General features: G+C 61.8%; 24 protein-coding genes and 1 pseudogene. 12 read left to right on the plus strand and 13 right to left on the minus strand.

Annotated elements, in window-relative coordinates; all coding sequences use genetic code 11:
* Positions 1 to 211 precede the first annotated feature (211 nt).
* Complete coding sequence (locus tag AC5ZG1_RS15190) at positions 212 to 1129, minus strand: NADP-dependent oxidoreductase (protein ID WP_496133351.1); 918 nt, start codon at positions 1127 to 1129, stop codon at positions 212 to 214.
* A gap of 247 nt (positions 1130 to 1376) precedes the next feature.
* On the opposite strand from AC5ZG1_RS15190, the gene AC5ZG1_RS15195 reads away from it, so the two are divergent.
* Positions 1377 to 1535, plus strand: coding sequence for a GntR family transcriptional regulator (locus AC5ZG1_RS15195; protein WP_456646365.1), 159 nt, complete (start codon positions 1377 to 1379; stop codon positions 1533 to 1535).
* A gap of 201 nt (positions 1536 to 1736) precedes the next feature.
* Here AC5ZG1_RS15195 and AC5ZG1_RS15200 read toward each other — a convergent pair.
* Positions 1737 to 1873: pseudogene (locus tag AC5ZG1_RS15200) on the minus strand (IS5/IS1182 family transposase); the annotation flags it as partial.
* Between the two features lie 99 nt (positions 1874 to 1972).
* Between AC5ZG1_RS15200 and AC5ZG1_RS15205 the strand changes: the two are divergent.
* From AC5ZG1_RS15205 to AC5ZG1_RS15215, 3 genes are all read left to right on the plus strand, one after another.
* The gene (locus AC5ZG1_RS15205; RefSeq protein WP_028166602.1) at positions 1973 to 2176 is read left to right on the plus strand and encodes a CsbD family protein; all 204 of its coding nucleotides are present in this window, start codon (positions 1973 to 1975) and stop codon (positions 2174 to 2176) included.
* A 125-nt stretch (positions 2177 to 2301) separates the two neighbouring features.
* Positions 2302 to 2562: a hypothetical protein gene (locus AC5ZG1_RS15210; protein ID WP_130226734.1), complete on the plus strand. Its 261-nt coding sequence runs from the start codon at positions 2302 to 2304 to the stop codon at positions 2560 to 2562.
* A 368-nt stretch (positions 2563 to 2930) separates the two neighbouring features.
* Complete coding sequence (locus tag AC5ZG1_RS15215; protein WP_496133459.1) at positions 2931 to 3644, plus strand: DNA helicase; 714 nt, start codon at positions 2931 to 2933, stop codon at positions 3642 to 3644.
* A gap of 314 nt (positions 3645 to 3958) precedes the next feature.
* Here the strand turns inward: AC5ZG1_RS15215 and AC5ZG1_RS15220 are convergent, their stop codons facing one another.
* Both AC5ZG1_RS15220 and AC5ZG1_RS15225 read right to left on the minus strand, forming a co-directional pair.
* Positions 3959 to 4342 carry a RidA family protein gene (locus AC5ZG1_RS15220; protein ID WP_496133352.1) on the minus strand — a complete coding sequence of 128 codons (384 nt, stop codon included), beginning with the start codon at positions 4340 to 4342 and terminating at the stop codon, positions 3959 to 3961.
* Positions 4343 to 4881: 539 nt separating this feature from the next.
* Entirely contained in the window at positions 4882 to 5703 is an 822-nt protein-coding gene (locus AC5ZG1_RS15225) for an aminoglycoside phosphotransferase family protein (RefSeq protein WP_496133353.1), read from the minus strand.
* A gap of 314 nt (positions 5704 to 6017) precedes the next feature.
* Here AC5ZG1_RS15225 and AC5ZG1_RS15230 point away from each other — a divergent pair, with 314 nt between their 5' ends.
* Positions 6018 to 6308: a hypothetical protein gene (locus AC5ZG1_RS15230; RefSeq protein WP_496133354.1), complete on the plus strand. Its 291-nt coding sequence runs from the start codon at positions 6018 to 6020 to the stop codon at positions 6306 to 6308.
* A 58-nt stretch (positions 6309 to 6366) separates the two neighbouring features.
* Here the strand turns inward: AC5ZG1_RS15230 and AC5ZG1_RS15235 are convergent, their stop codons facing one another.
* Together AC5ZG1_RS15235 and AC5ZG1_RS15240 are read right to left on the minus strand one after the other, a co-directional pair.
* Positions 6367 to 7326 (minus strand): LysR family transcriptional regulator, encoded by a 960-nt coding sequence (locus tag AC5ZG1_RS15235; RefSeq protein WP_496133355.1) that lies wholly within the window; start codon positions 7324 to 7326, stop codon positions 6367 to 6369.
* Positions 7327 to 7344: 18 nt separating this feature from the next.
* Positions 7345 to 7833: a MarR family winged helix-turn-helix transcriptional regulator gene (locus AC5ZG1_RS15240; RefSeq protein WP_496133356.1), complete on the minus strand. Its 489-nt coding sequence runs from the start codon at positions 7831 to 7833 to the stop codon at positions 7345 to 7347.
* 251 nt (positions 7834 to 8084) lie between these two features.
* Here AC5ZG1_RS15240 and AC5ZG1_RS15245 point away from each other — a divergent pair, with 251 nt between their 5' ends.
* A complete protein-coding gene (locus AC5ZG1_RS15245; RefSeq protein ID WP_456645427.1) occupies positions 8085 to 9665 on the plus strand; it encodes a porin in 1581 nt (526 codons plus the stop codon).
* Positions 9666 to 10034: 369 nt separating this feature from the next.
* Positions 10035 to 10625: a MarR family winged helix-turn-helix transcriptional regulator gene (locus tag AC5ZG1_RS15250; protein WP_496133357.1), complete on the plus strand. Its 591-nt coding sequence runs from the start codon at positions 10035 to 10037 to the stop codon at positions 10623 to 10625.
* A 62-nt stretch (positions 10626 to 10687) separates the two neighbouring features.
* Here AC5ZG1_RS15250 and AC5ZG1_RS15255 read toward each other — a convergent pair whose 3' ends face one another.
* Together AC5ZG1_RS15255 and AC5ZG1_RS15260 are read right to left on the minus strand one after the other, a co-directional pair.
* Positions 10688 to 11779 carry an amidohydrolase family protein gene (locus AC5ZG1_RS15255; protein WP_496133358.1) on the minus strand — a complete coding sequence of 364 codons (1092 nt, stop codon included), beginning with the start codon at positions 11777 to 11779 and terminating at the stop codon, positions 10688 to 10690.
* Positions 11780 to 11886: 107 nt separating this feature from the next.
* Positions 11887 to 12762: a bifunctional helix-turn-helix transcriptional regulator/GNAT family N-acetyltransferase gene (locus AC5ZG1_RS15260; protein ID WP_496133359.1), complete on the minus strand. Its 876-nt coding sequence runs from the start codon at positions 12760 to 12762 to the stop codon at positions 11887 to 11889.
* 191 nt (positions 12763 to 12953) lie between these two features.
* Here AC5ZG1_RS15260 and AC5ZG1_RS15265 point away from each other — a divergent pair, with 191 nt between their 5' ends.
* Positions 12954 to 13121: a hypothetical protein gene (locus tag AC5ZG1_RS15265; protein WP_496133360.1), complete on the plus strand. Its 168-nt coding sequence runs from the start codon at positions 12954 to 12956 to the stop codon at positions 13119 to 13121.
* Positions 13122 to 13195: 74 nt separating this feature from the next.
* On the plus strand, positions 13196 to 13588 hold the full coding sequence (locus AC5ZG1_RS15270) for a c-type cytochrome (protein WP_496133361.1): 393 nt from the start codon (positions 13196 to 13198) through the stop codon (positions 13586 to 13588).
* Between the two features lie 33 nt (positions 13589 to 13621).
* Here the strand turns inward: AC5ZG1_RS15270 and AC5ZG1_RS15275 are convergent, their stop codons facing one another.
* The 3 genes from AC5ZG1_RS15275 to AC5ZG1_RS15285 all read right to left on the minus strand — a co-directional run bounded on the left by AC5ZG1_RS15275 (position 13622) and on the right by AC5ZG1_RS15285 (position 17013).
* The gene (locus AC5ZG1_RS15275) at positions 13622 to 14791 is read right to left on the minus strand and encodes a LysM peptidoglycan-binding domain-containing protein (protein WP_496133362.1); all 1170 of its coding nucleotides are present in this window, start codon (positions 14789 to 14791) and stop codon (positions 13622 to 13624) included.
* A gap of 144 nt (positions 14792 to 14935) precedes the next feature.
* Positions 14936 to 15610, minus strand: coding sequence for a hypothetical protein (locus AC5ZG1_RS15280; protein ID WP_464347970.1), 675 nt, complete (start codon positions 15608 to 15610; stop codon positions 14936 to 14938).
* Positions 15607 to 17013 (minus strand): selenium-binding protein SBP56-related protein, encoded by a 1407-nt coding sequence (locus tag AC5ZG1_RS15285; protein ID WP_456645433.1) that lies wholly within the window; start codon positions 17011 to 17013, stop codon positions 15607 to 15609. The genes AC5ZG1_RS15280 and AC5ZG1_RS15285 overlap by 4 nt, the downstream gene beginning before the upstream one ends.
* An 823-nt stretch (positions 17014 to 17836) precedes the next feature.
* Between AC5ZG1_RS15285 and AC5ZG1_RS15290 the strand changes: the two genes are divergently transcribed.
* Positions 17837 to 19387 (plus strand): serine hydrolase domain-containing protein, encoded by a 1551-nt coding sequence (locus AC5ZG1_RS15290; protein WP_496133363.1) that lies wholly within the window; start codon positions 17837 to 17839, stop codon positions 19385 to 19387.
* Between the two features lie 136 nt (positions 19388 to 19523).
* On the opposite strand, the gene AC5ZG1_RS15295 is transcribed toward AC5ZG1_RS15290, so the two are convergent.
* The gene (locus AC5ZG1_RS15295; protein WP_496133364.1) at positions 19524 to 19736 is read right to left on the minus strand and encodes a hypothetical protein; all 213 of its coding nucleotides are present in this window, start codon (positions 19734 to 19736) and stop codon (positions 19524 to 19526) included.
* Positions 19737 to 19999: 263 nt separating this feature from the next.
* Between AC5ZG1_RS15295 and AC5ZG1_RS15300 the strand changes: the two genes are divergently transcribed.
* On the plus strand, positions 20000 to 20515 hold the full coding sequence (locus tag AC5ZG1_RS15300; protein ID WP_130226722.1) for a DUF992 domain-containing protein: 516 nt from the start codon (positions 20000 to 20002) through the stop codon (positions 20513 to 20515).
* A gap of 16 nt (positions 20516 to 20531) precedes the next feature.
* Here the strand turns inward: AC5ZG1_RS15300 and AC5ZG1_RS15305 are convergent, their stop codons facing one another.
* A complete protein-coding gene (locus AC5ZG1_RS15305) occupies positions 20532 to 21326 on the minus strand; it encodes a DUF899 domain-containing protein (protein ID WP_496133365.1) in 795 nt (264 codons plus the stop codon).
* 373 nt (positions 21327 to 21699) lie between these two features.
* On the opposite strand from AC5ZG1_RS15305, the gene AC5ZG1_RS15310 reads away from it, so the two are divergent.
* Complete coding sequence (locus AC5ZG1_RS15310; RefSeq protein WP_496133366.1) at positions 21700 to 24882, plus strand: ABC transporter substrate-binding protein; 3183 nt, start codon at positions 21700 to 21702, stop codon at positions 24880 to 24882.
* Positions 24883 to 24889: the final 7 nt, after the last annotated feature.

Consider the following 24889-nt stretch of genomic DNA (forward strand, 5'->3'; position numbering starts at 1 on the left):
CTGCGCGAACCGCTGATCGTTCCGTCCGTCAATGTCTATCCCTACAAGCACGCGATAGGCTTCCCAAAGGTTTTGCAAGGCCGTCCGGCGCAACACGCAGGGGGCGCCCACGTTGACCCAGGGGCGCTTGCGCCTTGCTCACATCGGCGCTCGCCAGCCGGCCGACCTGGACAGCGCCGGCCGGCTGCGTGCATCAATGGGCGTGCGTCGCTTAGGGACGAACGCGGATGATCGTCTTCCCCTTGCGTCGCTCGGTCGGGTTTAAGGCGATGACGGCATCGTCGAGGGGCGAGACGTTGCCGATGTTCGTCCGCAGTCGTCCGTCCCGCACCCGCTGGACGATCTCACTCAGTTGGGCACGATCGGACTCGACGACGAAGTCGACCGCGAGGCCGTCGGCGGGCCGTGCCTCGGCCGGCCCGACGATAGACACCAGCGTTCCTCCGGCTCGAATCAGGCCTGCGGACCGCTTCCCGATGTCGCCGCCGATGACATCGAACACGAGATCGACTCCGCCGACGTCTTCCAGGGCGTCGTTGTCGAGGTCGACGAACTCCTTCGCGCCGAAGTCGAGCACCGTCTGACGGTCGGCGGCGCGTCCGGTACCGATGACGTAGGCGCCGGCCTCTCGTGCGAGTTGCGTCACCATCGACCCGACTGCGCCGGCCGCACCGTGCACGAGGACGCTCTGCCCCGCCTGAAAGCGGCCGTGCTCGAACAGTCCCTGCCACGCGGTCAGGCCCGAGATCGGCAGGCTCGCGCCGACCGTGAAGTCGAGATCGCCCGGCAGCGGCGCGAGGTTGCGTGCCTCGATCGCCACATACTCGGCCAGCGTGCCGTCGCGATACCAGTCCGCGAGGCCGACCACCCGCTGTCCCACCGACAGACCGGTCGTGCCATATCCGAGAGCGGTGACCACTCCGGCCAGCTCGTGCCCCAGGATCGACGGTGTTCGATCACGGTCGAGGCGATCGGTCCAGGTCGAGGGCCACGCCAGCTCAGTCGGGACGAATCCCGACGCATGAACCTGAACGACGACGTCGTTTATCGCTGCCTGCGGCTCGGGCCGCTCCACCAGCGTCATCCCGGCCGTTCCCGCCGCTTGGTCCGTCACAACGATCGCTTTCATGATAATTTTCTCCTCGGTCATTTGTCTCTTTGGCTCGGGAGCGTGGACGCGCCGGCTATCCACAAAATGTCAGCCATTGTCGAAGTCCGGTCTCCATCCCTGCGATCTGCGCTGTCTGCATTGACCGGGGTTCCCACCAAGCCTGATGCATCGGGATCGCTCCGGTCGCCGGTGTTGACGAATAGATGCGCTGCGGCTGGTCATAAAACAGTACCAAGATTGCCAATTTTGGCTGTACCATCGCGCAATGGCTGGCCTCCGCATCCGACTTGATCGTGCCAGAAGGACCCCGCTGGCTGCCCAGATCTATTGCGCGGTCAGAGAGGGTATCGAGAACGGGCGGCTCACCTCGGGCGCGCGGTTACCCTCTTGGCGCGATCTGGCCGCTCAGCTCGGAAGGACTTGATGTCGCCGCTGGTGTCCAGACCGCCGGTGGAGCGACATTGCCAGTTGTAACGCCAGGCCAGCAGGCACCGCTCGGAATGACGATGTCGCTGCCGCGGCGGCTTGCACTGATCGCCTGGGCTCGGCGGAACGACGCCTGGATCATCGAGGACGATTACCTGAGCGAACTGCAGCTGAAAGGACGGGCGGCTCCGGCTCTCTCTCGACGGCCGGGAGCGAATAATATTTCGACCTTCTTGCGCTGTCGTCGTGATGCTCGACCCTTCCAGGATTTGGCAAGCGCCCGCGCCATGTCGCGGGCTCTTCATGAAGCGAGCGAGGTACCTTTCGAGCAGGCGGGCAGCAATGTCGATTGTTCAGACAAGAAGCCGCAGCGCAGGCTATTGGAACAAAAGCATGCAATGTCGGTTGGCCACCAGTTGTCCAAGGAGGAGAGCAATGGATTGGAATCGCGTTGAGGGCAATTGGAAGGAAATGAAAGGTAAGGTCAAGGAGCAGTGGGGAAAGCTCACCGATGATGACCTCGACGTCATCGCGGGAAAGCAGGACCAACTCGAAGGACGTTTGCAGCAACGTTACGGCTATGCGAAGGACCAGGCCAGAAAAGAGATCGATGACTGGTACGGTCGTCAGAAGTGGTAACTTCAAGAAGCCCCGCTTTTGCGGGGCTTTTTTGATCGGAGGTCCAGGGTTTCGACGTCCTTCAGGACAGGAACAAAATGTCGCACCGGCACGTTCTTCATCTGTAATCGGAATGGAGGAATGAAATGAGGAGCTACCTTCTTGCCGCCGCCTTGATGGTGTCGTTTGCCGCCCCCGCTTTGGCTGAAGACGTTGGCGTTGGGGTTCAAACCGGACCGGTTGGCGGAGGTGTCACTATCGGTGAGCCTCGCGATCATCGCGACCGCGATCGGACCACCGTCATCAAAGAACGTGAGCCTCGCGAGACCGACAGGACAACGGTCATCAAGAAAGAAAATGAGGACGGATCTCGCGAGAAAACCGTCATTCATCATGACAACGACTGACCGGACGACTGGTGAAGACGGCCGGCAACAGCCGGAGAAAATTGGAAAAGGCGATCGGGCCATCAAGCGGGCATTCTTGGATCCGCAAGATACTGCCCGGCCCTTCAACTTCTGAAAGAGCCTCCGCTGCCTAGCGGGGGCTTTCTCATACGAGGCGGCATGGTCGTACAAGCGCTTGGTCGGAGGTCGGACCCGTGCGATTCCGGTCCGCCACGAAGTGCGCTATCATCCGATTCGAGCGCGGCCCGCGCCTCCCCCTCCGATCGGGAAAGTATTGTTCATACCGGGCTACCTGATCATCGAACCGACTGTTCGAGCGGCAAGCATAAGGAGGGATTGCGAAGATTGCTCGCAATAGGAGGTTGCCGATGAAGCTGTCTGCGCCGCTCTACCATTTGAAGCGCAAAGCCAAACGACTATCCCGCGAGGAAGGTATTCCACTCCATGTCGCGCTGAATCGCATCGCCCTTCAGGAAGGCTATAGCGGTTGGAGCCTGCTTGCGGCGAAGCTGTCCGCGTCCAGGCCCGCCGGCAAGCTGCTTGCTCGGTTGAAGCCTGGTGACTTGGTGCTGGTGGGCGCGCGTCCGGGCCAGGGCAAGACGCTGATGAGTCTCGAGCTCGCCATTGAGGCCATGAAATCCGGCAATCGCGCCGTGTTCTTCACGCTGGAGTATACCGAAAGGGACGTTCTGGATCGCTTCCAGGCCATCGGCGCGGAGTACGCGCGGTTCGACGGACTGTTCGAACTCGACTGCTCCGACGCGATAAGTGCCGATTACATCACGAGGGTGTTGGCGACGGCAGCTCGCGGCACCCTGGTGGTGGTGGACTATCTGCAATTGCTCGATCAGAAACGTGAACACCCGGGATTGGCCGAGCAGGTTCGCGTGCTGAAATCGTTCGCGCGGGAGCGGGGGCTGATCATCGTCTTCATCTCGCAGATCGATCGCTCCTACGATCCGGCGAAGAAGACGTGTCCTGACATTGGCGATGTCCGGCTGCCTAATCCGCTGGACTTGCGGCTGTTCAACAAGACGTGCTTCTTGAACAAAGGCGAAGTCCAGTTCCGGGCCGTGAGCTAGCGCGGGCCAATCCGGTCCTGCTCCTGTCGTGTGCCAAATCGATCGTGCGCGACAGGGGCTGCAACGCCCCGTTGCTCCGTTTCTGATATCGCCAGTCGTGTTCACGCCTTCGGCAGGCTCGGCGGAAACCAATCGTTAGGATTCGGTCGGGTCCGCTTTTTCCGGCTTCGATTCGTTCTTTGAGAACGAAATGAAGTCAGATGCAGAACAGTCAAAGACAGGTGCATCGCCCGCAAAACAGCGCGCCCCGCCGCGGGCGTGCTAGTCGCCTCTCTTGCATTCACTCTCGCGCGCAACCACTGTCCGGCAACGCGCTAAGGGGCGGCCGCGATGGCTTCGATCTCAATAACGAATTCCGGTCGCACCAAGCCGGCCACCATTATCAGCGTCGTCGCCGGCGGCGTTCCCGGAAACTGCCGGTCGCGCGATCGCCTGTAGCCCTCCATGTGCTCACGGGCCGTCACATAGACGCTGAGGCGGACGACGTTCGCCAGCGCCATCCCGTCCTCGGCAAGGATCGCCGCAATGTTTGCGAAGCAGAGATCGGCCTGCGCTTCGCTGTCCGCGGGAATCCTCTCATCTGGAGCGATGCCGAGTTGCCCCGCAGTGATCACCAGGCGGTGGCCCGCCGGCACGGCGATCCCGTGGCTGTATCGCGCCAAGGGCGGTCGAATCGACGAGGGAGATAGTGCACGCATGGCGACCATCCTGAATGGAGACAAAGGGCAGATGACGCAGTCGATGCTAGTCAAAGCTACGACGCAGCGTCAATGAGATGACGTCGCCACGTTCGGCGGAAACTAATCGTTAGGACGCCGTCCGGACCGATTTTCGCGGCTTCGATTCGTTCCTTGGGAACGAAATGAAGTCAGATGCAGAACAGTCGAAGGCAAGATGCATCGCGACGGAAAACAGCATGCCCTGCCGTTGGCGCGCTAGTCGCCTTTCTTGCCATCGCTCGGAGGCGCAGGCCTCGGTGGCGGTGGGCTGCCCACGCTGCCGGGGGTACCACCGGTCCGGGCTCCAGGTTTGAGTGGCGGCGCGCTTCCGCCCACGGCGCCTGTTGCAGCGGCCGGGTCTCCAGGCCTGGGTGGCGGTGGACTGCCGACGCCTTGCGCAAACACCTGAAGTGGCGCGAGTGCGAGAGCTGCGGCGATCAGCATGGAGAGCTTACTTTTTGACATTCGCTTCTCCCAATGATGTCCCACGATAACTTTCAGGCCAGGTGCGAAGTTCCTCATCGACCCATTCGATCGATCTCGGCCGCAGCGAGTCGCGCGATGTGCAGATCGATCTCCGCCATCGGATCGCCGTCGCCCGAGTACCAGGCTGCAGACAGACCGGTCCAAGCCAGGATCCAGCGAAGCAGGCGAAGCCGGTCGAGCTTTGCGGCTTCTGCGACGATGTCCAGACGCCGTGCAAAGCGACCCGGCACGGTGGCCACCGGCCGCGTCGGGTCGGCGAGATCGGGATTGGTGAAGATGTTGGCGAAGTCGAAGCCGCGCTCGCCCACGATGTGTTTGGGATCGATCGCGAGCCAGCCGCGCGCGCCAAAGTCCAGCACGTTGTCGTGGTGCAGATCGCCATGGAGGACGACGATGTCGCGCTGATCGCGGAGCAGGGCTTCGGCCGTCTCGGTGCAGCGGGGAAGAATCCCGCCGTAGGTTCGCGCGGCTGGCGCGAGTTCGCGAAACCATTGCGCCAGCGGTATCAGCTTCGGCAAGGCCTTGGTGCGGGGCGCATGAAGGCGGGCGGCTGTCCGGCACAAAATGCGGCAGGCCTCATCGTCCTGCCCCGTTCGGGCCATGTCGCTGAGAGAGGCCGGACCGATGGCGCCCTCCAGCAGCAGCGCGTGTTCGTCGCGCGCCAGCACGCGGGCCGCACCGTCTCCATCCCACCATTCCATGACCGCGCCGCCGAGGCGTTCGTCCTCCTCGAACGACAGCTTGAGCATGGCGGGTTCGCCGTGCCGTAGCACCGGCAGCAGCCGCGCCGCATGGGTGACAATGGGTTCGCCATCAGGGACGAGGCGCCATTTTGCGAGATATGAATCGAACATCCGACGAGCGTATAGCGGCGTTTATCGTGTTGTTCACGCGGTCGTGTAGAGGTAATTCATCGTTATTTTCGCACCAGCCGCGATGCATTCCTTGCGCCGCTTGGCGACGCGCCGATTTCTGCGATTTGCGCACAAGTCTTTCAAGCGCGGCGCGCTTTTTCCGAATCGGTGTTCCGCGATAGCTGTGCTGTCAGATCAGTTGCAGCCATTGCGAGTCAGGCGGGCATGTCCCTCAAACGATTACCAGTACCACGCTGTTGCGTGGGCGATGATTGCTGCCGTGATCCTCACCAAGGCAGTTACGGAGAAACAAGATGAACAGCCTCAAAATATCAGTCGCTTCGGCCATGCTGCTTTCGGCGCTGGCGGCGGCGCCGGTGTTCGCGCAGCAAGCGATTCAAGAGCCCGGCCTGCGGGCATTCTATTACCCGAACTCGGACGTGCTGAATTCGGGCGCGAGCGCAAACAAGCTTGTGAATGACGCCAGCGCCTATGCGGCAATGGAAGGCGGTCGTGCTTCGCAATGCGCGCCGCGGGTTCGGTCTCAGAAATCCGGATCGCGAGCCGTTGCTGCAGCGGACAATCGGCAGCTTCGCTGCGACTGACGCATCGTCCATCCTGAATGTCGAACGACAGTGCGGGTTCGCCTCGGCGGCCCGCGCTTCACACGCTGAGAACCGGAGCGCTTCGGTCGCTTCCCTGGTCCTGGATCGCGCCCGGGTCCTCGGAAAGCAAAGCGCGAATTTCTCGCAGCTCTTCCAGGATGAAATTCAGCACCACGCGCGTGCGCGGCGCAAGATGTCGGCGTGAGGAGTAGACCAGGCTGAGCGGAATGTTCGGCGACGGGAAGTTGTTCAAGACGCGGATAAGCTGGCCACTGCGCAGATCGTCGAACACGTCGACCAGCGTGAGATAGGCAATCCCGTATCCGCCTCTGGCGGCCAGATGCACAGCGCTGCCGTCATTGGCGAGGAATCCGCCCGACACGCGAAATTGCTGGGTGCCTTCGTTGGTCACGAACGTCCACATATCCGAATTCTGGCTGGTGGCGTGCACGATGCAGGTGTGCTCTGCAAGTTCGGCGGGCAAGGAAGGCTCGCCATACTTTTCGATATAGCTCGGCGCCGCCACGGCGACGCGCGAAATCGTGCCGGCGTGACGAACGACCAGCGATGCATCCGATATCTCGCCGGCGCGCATCGCTAGATCGAGACGATCTTCGATCATGTCGCCGATCCGATCGCTCACCACGAGCTCGACCTTCAGTCCCGGGTGATCCGCGAGCAACTCGGGCAGACGCCGCGCGAGGAAGCGGCCTGCGGTCCCCGTCACGCCGACGCGGACCAGGCCTATGGGAGAGGCGCTCTGTCGTCCCACGGCGGTCAGCATGCCCTCGACGCCGTCCAATATCGGTCGCGCGAGGAGGACAAGCATCTGTCCGTCATCGGTGAGGCTGATCTTTCGCGTGGTGCGATGGAACAAGCGAACGCCAAAGTGCTCTTCGAGCTGCGAAATCTGGCGGGCGACCGCGGCCTGGCTCACATCACGCTCGCGCGCGACGGCGGAAAACGAAAGAACTTCCGCTACGCGTACCAGAATGCCGAGGCTGCCGAGAAGGTCCATCGCCGGTGCGCCTGTTCTCTAAGGCTCCGCCACCTGCAGACGTGCTTTCTCCAGCCTTTCCTTGAGAGAGAATAGTTTTCCACTGAGCTCATCGAGTTCGCCGGGCGCGAACTCCGCGAAGATAAATTCAATCAATGAATCTCGTCGCGGTGCCAGTCCTTCCAGATGCTCCAACGCTCGATGCGTCAACGACAGGTTGACGATTCGTCCGTCTCGTCGCGATGTCTTTCTCTGGATTAAGCCCTCTTTCTCAAGGATTTTTGACTGTGTTGTGACAAACGATGCTTCGACGTTCAAAATTTTCGAGACGTTGCCGACGGACAACCCGTTGTCATCGCCGGCATCGGCGAGGATCAGCATGATCTTCCATTGCGGGCCGGTGATTCCGAGCGTTTTCGCCCAGGACTGATAGAGTTCATCAAGAGATGCGTGGAGCGACGCGATTTCCCGACCAAACTGTCGAATAGAGTCTCGCTTCCTCATTGCGAATACATCTGCTCCGTTCATTGGTCATGTCACCGAGTGTAGCTTGGCTGCAACAAGATCGATTTTGTTGTCATTTGATAATGGTGTTATCTAGATCATGACAAATAAGTTCGTTACTTATGCTCGGGCAAGGGGGCTGGTTGGCTGGACGCGATAAATTTTCCGTCAGCTTGAGACACTTGTAATTGGGCATTACGCGAGAGCGATGGGTCTCAGGCCGCTCGTTCCGCTTCGACTGACACCAGTCCGTCAGATCAGGAGGTTGCAATAAAATGACTGTCGTTAGGACATTCGTACTTGGTGGGGCCGCAAGCCTCATCACTCTGGCGGGCGCGCAGGCGGCCGACCTTCCGGTGAAGGCGAAGGCCGTCGAATATGTGAAGGTTTGCTCGCTGTACGGCGCCGGCTTCTGGTACATCCCGGGCACCGACACCTGCATGAAGATCGGTGGCTATCTGCGCGTGGACGCGACCTTCAACGGCGGCATCCATGGCACCCCGGCGTGGAACGGCGATATCGGTCAGGGGAACCGGTATCGCGATTACTTCGCCGCTCGTTCCCGTATGGCGCTGACGATCGATACCCGCACCGCCACCGAATATGGCGTGGTTCGCACCTTCGGTCAGGCCGACTTCCAGTTCTCGACGCTCGGCGGCAGCACCTACAACCCGAACTCGATCAATACCGGCCTGCCGGTTGCCGGCTCGCAGCTGCTCGACACTCCCGGCGGCGGCTATGTCGCGGTTGAGTATGTCTTCATTCAGTTCGCCGGCTTCACCTTCGGTAAGTCTGCCTCCGCCTACGCTACTCCGTGGCAGGGCTTCCCGGGCAACATCAACTCCAACCTGCTCGGCGGCCAGAACACCGACACCGGTGTGAACAACATCCAGTACACCGCGCAGTTCGGCAACGGCATCTCGGCCAGCATCGGCTTGGATGATCCGACGGTCTGGGATCGCACCGCGGTCTACAACCTGTCGCTGCCTCTGAACGCGACGTTCAATACGGGCAACGCCTATGCGGGCGTTCACGCGCCTGACGTGGTCGGCAACATCCGCATCGACCAGGCTTGGGGTCTGTTCCAGATTTCGGCCGCGGCGCATGAAGTGAGCGGCTCCTACAACACGCTCAACGCACTCGGCGCTCCCGCCGGCGGCGTGGGTCTGCCGGGTGCGGCACCGACCGGAGCGTCCGAGCTTTCCGGTCACCCTGACACCAAGTGGGGTGGCGCGGCGATGATCGGCGTGAACATCAAGAACATCCCGACCGGCCCCGGCGACGACATCAAGTTCGATGTCAGCTACGCCAAGGGCGCGACCAAGTACGTGATCGCCACCTCGTCGTCCTCGCCGAGCTTTGCGATCTTCGGCGGCGGCGGCGCGGGCGCCTATCAGAGCATCGGCTTCGGTGCCACCACCGACGGCGTCTACCTGCCGGTCGCGGCCGGCGGCGACGGATCGTTGCATCTGACGGAAGCCTTCGGCGTCCGCGGCGCCTTCAACCACAACTGGGATCCGTACTGGTCGACCAGCCTCTTCGGCAGCTATTCGGCGGTCCGGTATGATGGTGCGGCGAAGGCGTTCATGTGCCTCAACTACACCACGCCGGCCAAGGCGGTCAGCGCGAATTACGTCTGCAACCCCGACTTCAACGTCTCGCAGCTCGGCGCGGTCACCCGCTGGACCCCGGTCAAGAACCTGACCTTCTCGGCCGAATTCCAGTGGTTCCATCTCGACCAGAGCTTCCAGGGCTCCGCTGTCCTGGGCCCGTCGGCGCCCAAGCCTTCGGCCCGCTACGAGTTCAAGGACCAGGATACCTACCTGCTCCAGCTCCGCGCGCAGCGTAACTTCTGAGGACAAAGAGCCGCAGCGCGCCTGCGGCTCCAGATCATGATCCGATTAGACCAATCGGATCATGATCCCCTCTATCTGTTTGAGCATGATCTCCGCGCAAACGCCTCGCGTTTGTCGCGAGGGAAACCGGTTTCCACTTTTCCGGATCATGCTCTAGCCAACGTCAACAGAGACCTGCCGCAAACAGTTCTTCGTGTTGACCTCCAGGGACCTCCGGCGATGCCCCGCCGGAGGTCTTTCCTTTGAGATGACATATTATTCACGTGACATGGTGTCCGCGCGACATATTGTTGTTGCGCGTGTTCCGCTTTTGCTCATATTTTATGCAGAACCGGCCGGTGAATTTCGATTTTCGTTCTGGCGTTTCCTATGGCGGCCGATGCAGCATCCCGCGCCCTGTCGGCGCTCCAGGGTCGCTTCCAGAAGGAGCAGTCGGGGGCGCCGTCGGTCATGCCCATCCTGTCCCGCGAGCATATTGAACCAGCAGAAATGTCCTACCTTGACGATTCCCTTGGCTATGCCCTCCATCGGGCGCAACTGGCGGTGTTTGAGGGAATTCTTCAGTGTTTCGCTGAGTCCGACGTAACGGCTGCGGAATTCCTGGTGCTTGTGGTGGTGGCGGAGAACCCCGGCATCAACCAGGCTGATCTCGCCAAGAGCCTTGAAGTGGAGCGCCCGAGGATCGTTCCGACCCTCAACAGCCTGGAACAGCGCGGGCTAGCCAAGCGCACCCACGTCGCCCAAGATGCCCGCGTCAGACAGATCCACCTCACCAAGAGCGGCCATCAGCTCGTGAAGGTGCTGCAACGGCGCGCCCGGGACCATCAGAAAAGGGTCATGTCGCGGCTCGACGAAACCGAGGCAAAGGTGATTCTCTCCTGCCTCTGGAAACTTGCAGGGCGGGATTGTCCGGACGAAGAGCGCGTCCGTCGGAACGGAGCGCAAGTCCGCAGCGTCTGAGCCTTCGCCGCGAACGTGCTGTGACCATCGCTGCCGTTTCTCGTTTTCGCTGCGGCTGACGATCACGCCTGGACGTTGATCAGCTTCGCCGCGGTCAGGCCGAGGATGTCGGCCTTCTCCTCGTCGCTCAATGACGTGCATGCGAAGACGTGGTCGACCGGCTGCAACTGCCACGGATACGGATAGTCGCTGCCCAGCACGAGCTGGGATGCGCCGACCTGCGCGGCCAGATGCCGGATGGCCTCCGGCGTGAACACCAGCGAATCGAAATAGATCTGCTTGAGATATTCGGTCGGCCGCTTCTTCAGCTTGATGTCGGGATTGCAATTGGCCGGGCTGACCAGGCAAGCGTGATCTGCACGATCCGCATAGGAAGGTAGATAGCCGCCGCCATGCGCGGCGATGATCTTCAGGCCGGGGAAGCGATCGAACGTGCCTTCGAAGATCAGGTGTGCGAGCGCGATGCTGGTCTCGGTCGGGTAGGCAACGAGGTTGGAGAGCCAGCCGTTGCCGGCAAGATGCTTGTTCAATTCCGCGATCCCCTGCGGGTGGATGAACAAGGGGACGCCGAGCTCTTCAGCCTTGGCCCAGACCGGGTGAAATTTGGGATCGGAAAACGGCATGCCCTCGACCATGCCGCCGATCGCCGCGCCTTTCAGCCCCTGTTTCCTGACCGCCGTCTCCAGCTCCTTCACCGCGAGATCGGGCGCCTGCAGCGTCAGCGACGCGAAGGCCGCAAAACGCTCGGGCTTGGATGCACAAAGCTCGGCCAGCTTTTCGTTCTGCATCTCTACGATCTTGCCGGCGAGCTCACGATCGCGGCCGTACCAGAACGGATTGATCGACAGCACTTCCATGTCGACCGCCTGCGCGTCCATCGCCGCCAGCCGCTGATCGAGATTGATGAAGGCTTCCTCGGCGCCGCGCACCGGAGGAACCTGGATCTTGCTGGCATCGTTGCCCAGCAGTTCGCCGGCTTCCCGGATCTGGCAATGCGCGTGAACGTCGATGGTCTTCACACGCTTGCCGCTGACACTGACTGGCAGCGTCTGGCGCGCCGGCTGCTGCGCGTGCGCGCTGCGCAACAGGCCGCAACTGCAGAACATGATGCTGGCGGCAGCGCCGCCCTTCAAGAAGTTTCGACGGGTGGTCACGCGGGTTCCTCCCAGTTCTATTTTTGAAGTGTGCAAGGTAAGGTAGAAAACGCGGCCTCAACAAGGCAGCCGGTGCGCGCCGCACAAAATGCAACCGCGGCAACTTTTCAGAGGCGCTTCTCGAAGAACGTGTCCGGATACGGATCGTCGTTGAAACGCTCGATCTCGTTCCAGCCGCTGTTGCGGTAAAGCCGCTGCGCCTCCGGCAGCGCGCTGTTGGTATCGAGACGCAGGACCTTGATGGACAATTCGCGCGCGATGTCCCCGGCGGCCTCCATGAGACGATGTGCGAGCCCAAGGCCGCGCGCTGACGGCGCGACCCACAGCCGCTTGATTTCCGCGATCTCGCCGCCACCGCCCTTCAGTCCGACGCAGCCGATCGGCAGGCCATCCGATATCGCGACGAGAAACGCGCCGCGCGGGCGGATCATGTCCACGGCTTCCGGATCGCGGGACAGCGAAACGTCGAAGCCGTTCTCGAAGCGGCGTGCGAGTTCGGCATAATATTCGCCGAGGCAATATCTGGCGTCGTCGCGCCTCGGGTCCATTTCCTCGAGCACGATGCGGCCGCGCCCGAGCGCGGAAGCGACAAGGTCCATCGCGCGCAGAAGTTCTTCCTGCCGCGAGTGGCGGGCCAGGAAGTCTTTGGCCTGGGCGTTGGAGAGCGCTTCATAAGCGCGGAATTCGGAACGGCCGGCCTTGGTCAACCGGGCGACGCGCCGCCGTGCATCCTCGGGATGCGGCACGGTCTCGATCAGGCCTTCGTCTTCCAGGCCGCGCAGCAGGCGACTCATCAGGCCGGAGTCGAGGCCGAGATAGTCGCGGATCGCCGCGACATCGGACTGCCCATGCCCGATCGCGTTGAGCACGCGCGCGCTGCCGAGCGGGCGTCCGCGCCCGAGAAAGGAGGTGTCGAGGGCACCCACCTCGGAGGTGACGGCGCGGTTGAAGCGGCGGACACGCGCGATGGGGTCGAGCGGCATGATATCTGACTTTAGTCAGATAAATTGTTCTGTCAATCGAGGGCGGGGCGAAGTTGGACGAAGCCCTGCGCACTGCGTCATGTCGTTCGCCAGATCCGGGCTCGCCAGCAGGCACTTACCGCGCCCGTTAACCCAACCTCTTAACAATCCGTAAACACCTGCAAGCGCAGCCTCCGCACCGGAGGTGCAGCATGCTCATCTACCCCGTACCTGTCGAAGTGACGAAGGCGAGGGTTCAGCTTCTCGCCCATCAGATGGAAAAGGCCCCGCCTCGTGTCATCAGCGAAGCCGTCCTTGACGTCTTCGCGGCCAAGAACAAGGTCGAGCGCGACGCGGTTGCCGTCGATATCAAGGCGTAGCACGCACTGACGTCTTCTCGTATCCTCGCCGCGCGCTGCCTTTGGCGCCGTTGTCTTACCGTGAGGTCACGCGAATGAAGCGGCAGTTGATCATGGCCCTCGGCGCGACGACGTTGCTGCTCGCGTCATTTGTTTCCGGGCAGCCGATGGCGCAGGACGCGGGCGCATCGGGAAAGCAACTGTTCAACAATTCCTGCCGGACCTGCCACACAACGAAAGAGGGTGACAATCGCTTCGGTCCTCACCTGCACAACATCATCGGCCGCAAGGCCGGCTCGCTGCCGAATTATCGCTACTCCGAGGCGATGCAATCTGCCGATTTCGTGTGGGACGAAGACAAGCTCGGACGCTTCATCGAAAATCCGGATGCACTGGTGCCGGGCAACGGCATGACACCCTATACCGGAGTCCGTTCTGCCGAGGACAAGGCGAAGATCATCGCTTTCCTCAAATCGTCCGGCCCATGAGTCCGCAACTCCCGTCGTCGCGCGGGCGGGCCTTCAGTGCGTCGGCACGACGAAGACCTGCCCGGGATAGATGCGGTTGGGATTGCGGATCTGTTCCTTGTTCGCCCGGTAGATGACGGCATAGCGTTGCCCCGCACCGAACGCGCGCTGGCTGATGCGCCAGAGGCTGTCACCGCGGGAGACGGTGGCGGTCGTGATCTTCGGCACCACCACGGCGGAGGGCGAGCCCTTGTCGGACGGAGCGGTCGTCTGGGCAGCGGCCAGCTTGGTCGGGGCAGCTTCCGAGGGCTTGGCCTGCGCCGGCAAGGAGGCAGTCGTCAATGTGCTCGGAACGTTGAACGGCACCTCGGCGCGCGCGCGGACGGCGCCTGAAGCAGCCTCCACCTCGTCCAGCCTGATCCGGTAATTGCCCGCCGCCACGCCGGCGTTGATCGCGACGGAGAGGCGACCGTTGTCGTCCGACGTCACGGCGGTGACAAAGCTGTCGTTGAGATAGAGTCTCACTGCGGCGCCGGGATGCGCGCGACCGCTGACACGGAGCTTTCCGCCCGGCTCGGTCTCGACCGCTTCCACGACGATCACGCGCTCCGCCGCCGGCGTGGGGGCGGGATCCTGCGAGAGCACCTTCACAGGTTTATCCGGCGCTATCAGCGCTACGATCGGCTGCTCCTTCCCGGCAGGCTCGAGCGCCACCGCGACGCTCTGCTTGGACGCGGTCTCCTTGCCGTCCGGCTGCTTGACGCGCAGGGTCAGATCGTAATTCCCCGGCGGCAGTGGACGCGGGATCATGGCGAATTGTCCCGATTGATCGGCGACGATGCGATCGTGCAATTCGCCGTTGCGGAGCAGCTCCACCGTCGCACCCGGCGTCGCCCGGCCCGCGATCACGGCTTCGCCTGTTGGCTCGATGCGGACAACGTCGAACTCCGGCATGCCGTCGCTGCTACCCGGGGCGGGAGGCAGGCCGGTAAGCGCTGTTGCGAGGTTGGCCGCCTCCGATTGCAGGGCCGATAGAGCCGATGGTGCCTGATCGCGCTTGTCCGATGCCGAATCCTGCGCTGCAGGCGCAGACGTCGTGGCGGAGCTGGTGTCCACCGGTGGCGTTTGCCGCGCGGGAGGAATGAGGAAGAACAGCGCGACGACGCCGGCGATGGCAAATGCCAGCATCGGCACGACCATTCGGCTTATCGACGTGGCGCTCATGATGTTCATCCGTTTGGCCGAATCGCTTGACGGCGCGTGGCGCAGCATGTCGGGAACAGTGCTCCCATCTGTTCAGTCCATCAAGTAGCCTTCAAATCGCTTGGTGGATTGGTCAGCCAGGCTGACTTAATCCGCCAGCGCTCCTCAGTGCCAATCCGCCAAATTGATCGCGAGCGCGATGGCGCCGACCAGGACCAGGCTCACGGCCCAGACCGTCTCCAGATTGAACCAGCTTCTCGCCACATACCTCACGCCGAGATAACGATACACCAGCCACGCCAGGCATCCGCCGGCGGTGATCATGGCTGCGGTGTGGACCAGGGCGACCAGCAGCGCCATCGCGAGGTTCTGGTTGACGACGCCTGCCGCCGCCTCGTGGCCGTCATGGATGCCGGAAGGCAGGCAGAGCCCGAGATAGAGCGGCAGGATCATCAGCCCGGCGCCATGGGCGATCGCGACCGCGAACGACCACAGGCCAAGTTGCGTCGGCGGTATCCGTGCCAGCGCGCGCGGATGGCGAGGCCTGAGCAGTCGCGTGACGCCAAAGGCGATGACGAGCAGGCTGGCGCCGGCCTGGATCGGGCGCTGCCACTCGACCAGCGCGATCAGGAGCGCGAACGGCAACAGCACCAGCAGCATTGCCAAGAGGTGACCGACCGACAGCGGCAAGAGCGCACTGACGAGTGCACGAGGGGATTTCTCCATCAGGCCCGCGGCGACCGCGAGCGGCCAGCCCATGCCGGGATTGATCCCGTGATAGAGGCCGCTCGCGACGATGCCAAGCCAGAGCCAGAGGATGGGCGTGTCTGCCTCGTTCAATTCCAGACCGACGGATAGCAGAAGGAGTCCGTCGAGCAGTCGCCGCCTTCGAGGCGGATCTGATGCGCGCGGTAGCCATCGGGGAAGCTCACGAAGTAGTCGCGGGCGAGCTCCAGCCCGCCCTGCGGCCCGACATTGGCCATCACCTTGGCGCCCGGCACGCCGTCGGGATAGAACTGGTCGTCCCAGCTCGAATAGAGCGAGTTGGTCCAGTACACGCGCTTGCCGTCGCGGCTGATCTCGACCATCTGCGGGCCGCCGGCGAAGGCTTTTCCATCGGGGTGTGGCGTGCGGCGCGCGATGCCACCGATATGCACGGAGCCGGCAAGTTTCGGCTTCCTGGGATCGCTGACGTCGTATTGGCGCATTTCGCCGGTGCCCCAGCAGGCGACGTAGAGGAAACGATCGTCCATCGACAGATCGATGTCGGTCACCAGCGGCGGCACCGCGCCGAAGCCCTGCAACAGCGGCGGCAGTTTTTCCTTCGGTGCGGGCTCCGCGGGAATTGTCGCCGTCTTCTCGATGTGGAACTTGCCGCCCTCGCGCCACCAGGTCCAGATCGAGCCTTCGAGGTTGGTGGTGTCGACGACGACGCCGACGAAGCCATATTCCCTGACCGGATCATGCGCAGGACGCACCTCGAGCGCCATCTGGTGGTTGGCGCCGAGATCGAGGGTCTGCACGTTGCGGCGGGCGCGAAGGTCCCAGAAATGCAGCCTGTGGCCGTATTTGTTCGACAGCAGATCTTCCGGCACGACGCCGTTCTCGAATTGCGGCGGCAGCGCCCATTCGCTGCTCACCATGTAGTCGCGCGGCAGATTCCACCAGAAGTCATAATGCAGCGTCTGCGGGCCGCGATCGATCTCCCAGCGCCCGAGCACGTCGAAGGTTTCACAGTCCATGATGAAGATGCCGGGAGGCCCTTTGGTGCCGTCCTTGCCGCTGCCGCCGAGCGTCGAGACATAAATGCCGTCCGGCCCGCAATGGATCGTGTGCGGCCGCGAGTAGCCGGTCTTGTCGAACACTTCCTCGGGCTCGATGATCTTATGAATCTTTGCCTCGAGCGGCGATGGCTTTGTGTCGATCACATAGATGCGCGAGGACCGCAGTCCCGGGATGATGAGATAGCGGCGTTCGACAAAGGCGTGTCCCGTGAGCGGCGACAGCGCGGAGGAGCAGGCATTCCAGCCGAAATGATGGAATTCATCGCCCTTGTTCGGCATCGTCACGGTATGGACGATCTGGCTGTAGGTCTTTGAGCCCGGCTTGACGTCGATCACCGCGAGCGCGTCGGGCTTGGAGAAATCGGGGCTGAGCAACAGCGTGTAGGCAAAATTCTCCGGCGGCGCTTCCATGGCAAGCTTCGGCGACGCATGGAACGTGGGGTCCGGTCTCATCGTCATGACTTCCTCCGTTATTTCGGCTTGGGCCAACGGCTCGGACGGTCGGAGCGAGGAAACGGCTTGTTCTGGGACTTGCGATCGGGGCTCCGCGGGCGAGGGTTGGCAGCGCCAGCTTACGGCATCGCGCGCCTGCGCGGAATATGCTTGTGGGCGACAGCGGTGCGGCGATTGGGCCCTGCCGCGGAGTTCTTCGACAGCTGCGGAGCGTCGCACTGCGCTCGGGGTCACGCCGAATGGGCAAGTATCTCTGTGATTCCGGTATTCTTCCGTCAACCAAGCTTATTCAGCTTTCGGCTAGGAATACCTGCCAAGCTGTCGTCATTGCAAGTGGTCGCGACTGAAGCGTGATGACTTCTTCTCGAATTGTGATCCCGCTTTAGCTTCTTAGTTTGAGCATGATTTTTTCGGGGAGGCGGTAGTCACGCTTCCGGCTCATGCTTGAGCGACAGTGAATTCCGGAATGATCTGAAACCCGGACCAGCCCGGTTGGCGGTCTCTTCCACAAAGGAGGCCCCTATGCTCAAGGGCTTCGCAATTGCGGTTTTGCTGCTGCTTGGTGCATCGCAGTTCGATCAATACTGCTACGCAGGCCGTTACACGGATGCTGCGCTGTCAATGCTGAGACAGATCAGGCACTCATTTCGGATCTGACGCCCGGCGCTGTCTGCACCGGATCATCGTTCGGGGCGTATACTCGCACGCCTGGGACGCGCAAGCTGCCAATGGCCAAGCCCGCGTTCATTCGGGCTCGATCTGGCGCAGATTTCAATCTATGATTGATAACAGCAGAGTTCGGCGAGAGGCGTGAACCGGGAGGGGTCCAATGCGTTTCAAGATGCTGACGCTTGTCGCGTTGGTCGCGAGCTTTCAGTTCTTTGGCGCATCCAACCGGCTTGATGCCGCAACTGACGGTGAAGGTCCTCAGGAAGTCCTCTGGCCGACAAAATCCTGGCAGACGTCGAGCCCCGAAGAACAGGGGATGGACTCAGCGAGTCTTGCCCGGCTGATAGAGAATGTCGGCACTTATCAGCAGGACAGCCTGACGATCATTCGTCACGGCAAGATCGTCGCTGATGTCTACTACGCTCCGTACATCGCCGGGGTCAGCCACGATTTGAGATCAGTGACCAAGAGCGTCGTCGGCACGCTGACCGCTATTGAGCTGCAAAAGGGCGAGCTTGATAGCGTTGATCACCCGGTCATCGATCTGTTTTCAGACAAGCAAATCCAAGACGTCGATGACCGGAAAAAGGCGATCACGGTGCAAAGCCTTCTCGACATGACGTCAGGCATCGAATGGCTGGAGAAGGCGTATCGCCCCGGCGAGACCATCATGAAGATGTACGAGAGCCCCGATCGGACGGCCTTCGTGCTGAACCAGCCGATGGCTGGCGCGCCCGGTGCCACGTTCAATTACAATGGCGGCAACCCTTATCTGCTGTCCGCGCTCGTCAACAGGAAGTCCGGGCAGAGCGCCTTCGATTTTGCAAAGAAGGAGCTGTTCGAACCGCTTGGCATCCACAGTGCCCGATGGGGAAATGTGGACGCGCAGGGTGTGACGGACGGCGAAGCGGGCCTGTATCTCGCGCCGCACGACATGGCCAGGATCGGCTACCTGTATCTTCACAACGGGCAGTGGGAAGGAAAACAGCTTATCCCGTCGTCATGGGTCGAGAGGGCGAAGTCCGGGCCCGTCGCCGCGACGTTTGGATTCCACTATGGGAACCTGTGGTGGTCTTATCCCGAAAAGGGCGCCTACATGGCGCGCGGCCGGCATTCGCAATTGATCCTGATCATACCGAGGCTGGATGTTATCGCGGTTATGACCGGGGCCCTGCGGGACACCGAGTTCTATTCGGCCTCCGGGCTGATCGACGATATCTCGGGCGCGGTCAAATCCGACAAGCCGCTGCCCGAGGATCCCATCGCCAAGGCGTTATTGACCGACGCGATACGTCGAGCCGCGACGGAAAAACCATGCGCCATCGGCGGCACGCCAGAGTTGGCCAAGGCGGTTTCGGGAAAGGTCTATCATTTCTTCGACAACAGGCTGCGGTTGAAAAGTTTCACGCTGAATTTTTACGACACGGATTCGTCCTGGGTGATCACGACCTATACCGACAAGTCAGATGGCCGGTTCACAGGATTGGTCGGACTGGACGGAACCTATCGCAAGAGCCCTCCGGCGCGGTATGGGATCAACGCCGCAAGAGGGCGCTGGACCAGCGACCATACGTTCGTGATGGAGCGCCGGATCCTGGGGCATGGCGAAATCCAGACCTGGGCGCTGACCTTCGACGGCGACAAAGTGAAGGTGAATTTCGAAAACACCGACGGCTTCAAGGCGGAGCTGCAAGGCGAGAGCACCGAGTGAATGCAGCCCGCTGCGAAGGCGGGCCCGCTCCTGCAACAGATGGAGCGTAAGCCGCGCGAGTATTCGCATCTGTTTGGTCGACGAGACGGTCATGACTATCTCGCCGACCAAGGAAGCCAATTCAGTCCGTTCAGCGTCACGACAGCGATTGCCCGACGCCGGTCCGGCGGCGAAGCCTGGATACTTCGACCGGAGCGATTTCTCCATCGAGCCAGTCCTGCTCGCGCGCCAGAGCCCTCCAGGAATCTTCCAAGCGCTTGAAGTAAATTTTCGTCTGCTTGTCAGTTGTCCGCTTTGCAAGCTTTGAACAGATCACCGCGTTATCCAAGAGATGCTGCGATTGCTTCATGGAAAGTCCTCCCGTTCGAAGGAAACGTAGGCGATCGGCAAGGCCATTCAACGAAACTTCCGTGACGATTTGGTCACGCTCATGAACACCTGTTCATCATGAGCGTCCAGTCGCGGGCAAGCGAACGAAGTCAATTCGCGGCTGCAAATGTCTTGCGCAGCGATTTCCGAACGCGCTTACACCTCGACGTTGCGAGGAGCGGGAACATCACGACATTGTCCGCGTTGAGGGTGCCGTTGGAATGCTTCAATGAAGGGCGACCCATGAACAAAGCAACGCTGAACGGAATCGCAACCGCAGGTGTCCTGGCGCTCGCGCTCGGCATCGCTCCGGCTAATGCTCAAGAGGCTGGACGAACGAAGGTCGGCACGCTCACCTGCAGCATATCGCCAGGGGTCGGGATGATCGTCGGGGGACAGCGGCAGCTGAGCTGCATCCTTACGTCGGCGAGAGGCAGAGCACGCGAGCCTTATGATGGCACCGTCAGCACGCTCGGGCTCGACATCGGCGCCACATCCGGCGGCCAACTGACATGGGCGGTTTTTGCGCCGACGACACTGCGCCGCGGCGCGTTGGCGGGAACCTATGTGGGGGCGACCGCCGGCGGCACGGTCGGCGCCGGCGTGGGCGCCAACGTCCTGGTCGGAGGCTCGGACCGCACGGTCACCTTGCAGCCGCTGTCCGTGCAGGCGCAGACGGGCCTGAATATCGCGGCGGGCGTATCCAACATGGAGCTACGGCCGACCGCTGCGCCGCCTGCACGTCGCAGGGCTCAGTGACTGGAACGAGCCCGGCTCATTGCTGCGTGCCGGCGTCCTTGTTCCGGAATGCTTTCTCTCCGGCATCGGACACTTCGACCCACGTCTTGTCGGGCGCGGCGTCGGCGACGTAGTTGTCGTGCCAGTTCCACCACTTGTAGGTCGGGGTCTGGGGATAGCCTTCGGGCGAGTCCTCCCAGACCTCCTGCCGGCCCAGCGGCGTGATGTCGAGATAGTTCCAGGTGCCTCCCATCTGCTCGTCGCCTCGGTTGTTGATGAAGTAGGTGCGGAACACGCGGTCACCGTTGCGGTAGAACACGTTGGTGCCGTGCCACTCGTTGACGCCGAAGTCGGCGTCGAAGCCATCAGTGATGGTGAACCATGGCATCTGCCAGCCCATCCGCGCCTTCAGCCGCGCGATGTCCGCCTGCGGCGCGCGTGAGACGAAGACGAGGGTGGTGTCACGGGCGTTCAGATGGGCGAGGTGGGCGACCTGATCGGCCACCATGGAGCAGCCGCGGCAGGCGTGATCAGGCCAGCCGAACACGCCCGGCTCGAAGAAGGCGCGATAGACGATGAGCTGACGCCGGCCGTCGAACAGGTCGAGCAGGCTCGTCTTGCCCGCAGGCCCCTCGAACGTATACGACTTCTCCACCGCCATCCACGGCATGCGCCGGCGTTCGGCGGCGAGCGCGTCACGGGCGCGGGTCTGCGCCTTCTCCTTCACGAGCAACTGCTGGCGGGCCGCTTCCCACTCCCGCGGCGATACGACCGGTGGTGTGTGCATGGCGCGCTGGCCGCCTTTCCGTCCGTTCTCTGTCGATGTGTTCATGGCTCCGGAAACCTCCTGATTTGGACGAATTCGCGGCCTCGTGGCGTGAGGCGCGATTCCATTCGCCGCAAGTTGGCAGCGGAAATCGAACGGTGAGAGTAACAAGTGTGGCGCTATTCGGTTCGAGTCGCTGATTGCAGCCGCTATGCGCGAGGCAGACATTCCCCCGTCGATTCGATTGTGGCTTGGGGCCCAGAAGCAGAAGTGTCACTGACGCATTATTGGTGCGCTGCCATAAGGTGTTGGGAGCGGCCTCACCAGCTCCCCTTGCTTGATGTGCCGTATGGCTTGATGCAGACTCTGCTATCTCAAGACTTGTCTATTTGAGGCAAATTCGCGACTGAAGGGCAGGCATTGCCTGCGAGGCTGACATATGAGCGCAGGGCTCGACATGTCCGCAGCGCAAATGTTGCGTCATGGGCGCGACGTGCTGTTCGCGCTTTGCCTCGTGGTCGAACTTGTCTTCGGTCGGGTCACGCCGGCCCACGCGCTCGAACAGGTGTCGCTGCAATTGAAGTGGAAACATCAGTTCCAGTTCGCCGGGTATTACGCTGCGGTCGAGAAGGGATTTTATCGCGACAACGGCCTCGATGTCTCAGTTCGCGAGGGCGGCCCTGGCATCGATGCGGGCCTCGAAGTGGCCAAAGGCGCTGCTGATTTCGGCGTGTGCACGACCAGCGTGTTCGTCAACAGCGCCGAACGCGCCAACAATGTCGTCCTCGCTGTGATCTTTCAGCACTCCGCGGCCATCATCCTGGTGCTGCACCGCGCCGGCATCCATGCGGTCTCCGAGTTGAAGGGCCACGCTTTGATGGATGCCCCCAGCAGCGACGACATCGCCGCGATGCTGAAGCACGAGGGGGTCGGCTACGCGGACCTGCCCCGCATCGCCCATTCCGGGAATCCGCGTGATCTGCTCAGCGGCAAGGCCGATGCGATGGTCGCCTACAGCACCAACGAGCCGTATTTGTTCGAAGAGTACGGCACGCCATATCTGGCCTTCTCGCCGCGCGCCTACGGGTTCGACTTTTACGGCGACAACCTCTGCACCTCAAAGCGCCAGATCGCAGCGCATCCGGAGCGCGTAGCAGCGTTTCGCGAGGCGAGCTTGAGGGGGTGGGCGTATGCGCTCGCCCACAAGGAGGAGATCGCCGATCTGATACGAGGCAAGTACGCCGCGCAAAAAACTCAGAAGGCGCTGCTGTTCGAGGCCGCGCGGACCGAGCTGCTGATCGAGCCGCATCTCACGCCGATCGGTCAGCAGAGTGTCGCGCGCTGGAACGCCATCGCGCGCGCTTATGTCGACCTCGGCATGTTGGATGAAGCGAAGCTCCCGGAAGGCCTGATCTATGCGTCTGACGATCAATCATGGCGATCGCAGATACGAGATCCGAGACCGTGGGCCTTCCTTGCGGTCGTTGCTGCCATCCTGCTGAGCCGGACTCTTTATCGCCGGATTGTGCCCGCAATCGGTGCGCTGCGACTGAGCGCGGCGATGTCGGGATTGTTCGTCCTCCTCAGCATTCCCGCGCTGATATTCATCCTGGCCTACAATTACTGGCAAAACTCGGCCACGATCAATGCGACGCTGAACGACGTCGTGGCCAAGACAAAGCGGGCCAGCATCGATGACGCCCGAGGCCTGGTCAATCCGGTCGAGGCCACGCTGGAATTGCTCGCCTCCTTTGCCGCGGAAGATCCCGAGATATTCAAAAAGGAGGAGAGCCGCGAGTTGCTCCACGAAGCCCTTACATCTGCGCCGCAGATCGATGCGGTCTATGTCAGCTTGGAGGACGGCTATCATCGGGTTGTGACCCGGATCGACGATGACCGCCGGCGCTCCGATCCCAAGATTCCGGCGACAGCGAACTGGCATTCCGGCTACATCGACAGCTTCTCCGGCTCGCCGCGACGGGTCCGGCACCGTACGTTCTACGATACGTGGCCCCATGTCGTAGGGAGTTATGACGTTGGGACAATCGAGGACATCAGGACCCTTGCGGGTTACCAGGCGGCGAAAGATGCCCGCGCACTGATCATCGAGGGGCCTCGGCCAAATCCGGACACCGGCTTTCCGGTCATCATTGTGAGAGTCCCGATCATCAAGGACGGCGCGTTCGTTGGCTGTGCTTCGGCAAATATCACGCTCAACGTGCTGTCGCAGTTTCTCACCAGCCATCGCGCCAGCCCGCGCAGCACCACCGTGATCGCCAATCCGACCGATGGCACGATCATCTCTTATCCTGACCCGAAGAAAGGCGTGAGACTGGAGAACGACCGTCTGGAAATGGCCAGGCTGGATACGATTGACGACCCCAATGTGCGCGAGGCTCATCGGCTACAGAGCGATACCAATCGCGACGATTTCCTGTTCCGGTCGCCGCAGGGCGGCGAAGAGATCAGCGCCTCATTTGCCCGCTTTCCAGGAAGTTTCGGCAAACCGTGGGAGGTTATCACCCTGACGCCGACCGATGATTTTATCGGGACCCTCAAGCGAACGAACAGGCAGATGGTCGCCCTGATCGCCGCTCTCACCGGCATCGAGTTGCTGCTGATCCATTTCTTCTCCCGCAGATTGTCACGGCCGATCGAATGCGTGTCGCAGGACTTGCGGTCAGTCGAGGACCTGACGTTCTCACACGGGGTCGCGACGCCATCAAAGATCAAGGAGATCAAGGAACTCCAAACCGCCGTCAAGCTGTTCGAGACGTCGCTGCGCTCCTTCTCTTCGTTCGTACCGCTGGGCATAGTCAGGAATCTGATCAAGACGGGGACCCCGCTGACGCTCGGTGTCGAACAGCGCTTCATGACGGTGCTGTTCACCGACCTGAAGGACTTTTCCACCCTGTCGGAGCAAATGGCGCCGAATGATCTCCTCGCGCAACTTTCGCACTATTTCGAAGTCGTCTCGCACGCGATAGCGGAGGAGTCCGGTACGGTCGACAAGTTCATCGGTGACGGCATCATGGCGTTCTGGGGCGCTCCGGTCCATCGCGCCGATGATGTGTTGCGTGGCTGCTGTGGCGCGATGCGGGCGACGAGGCGAATGGAACAGCTCAATGCGGACTGGAGCAAGCAGGGGCGACCGTCACTGTATCTTCGGATCGGGCTGCATTGCGCCGAGGTGCTTGTCGGCAATGTCGGTTCAAGCGAGCGGCTCAGCTACACGGTGATGGGAGACGGGGTGAACGTCGCGGCGCGACTGGAGGGCATCAACAAGAATTTCGGAACCACGATCTGCATCAGCGACAGCGTGGTCGAGGCTGTCGGGCCGGAAATCGTGGCAAGGCCTATCAGAAAGGTTCAGGTCAAGGGTCGCAAGCGGGAGTTCATGATCTATGAGCTTCTGGGCATCAAGGCCAGCGACGATCCGGAGCTGAAGGCGTCGGTCAATGCCGCCAGACTGTGCGATTTGACGTGGGACGCCTCGTTACATTTCGAGCGAGGTGAATTCGATCAAGCCGCCCGCTGCTACCAGGGTATTTTGACTGCCTTCCCCGATGATCCAGTTGCAAAGTCGCTGCTCGCGATGTGCTCGGCAAAGGCATCGGCTTAGTCCAGGC

The sequence above is a fragment of the Bradyrhizobium sp. Leo78 genome (genome assembly GCF_059512425.1).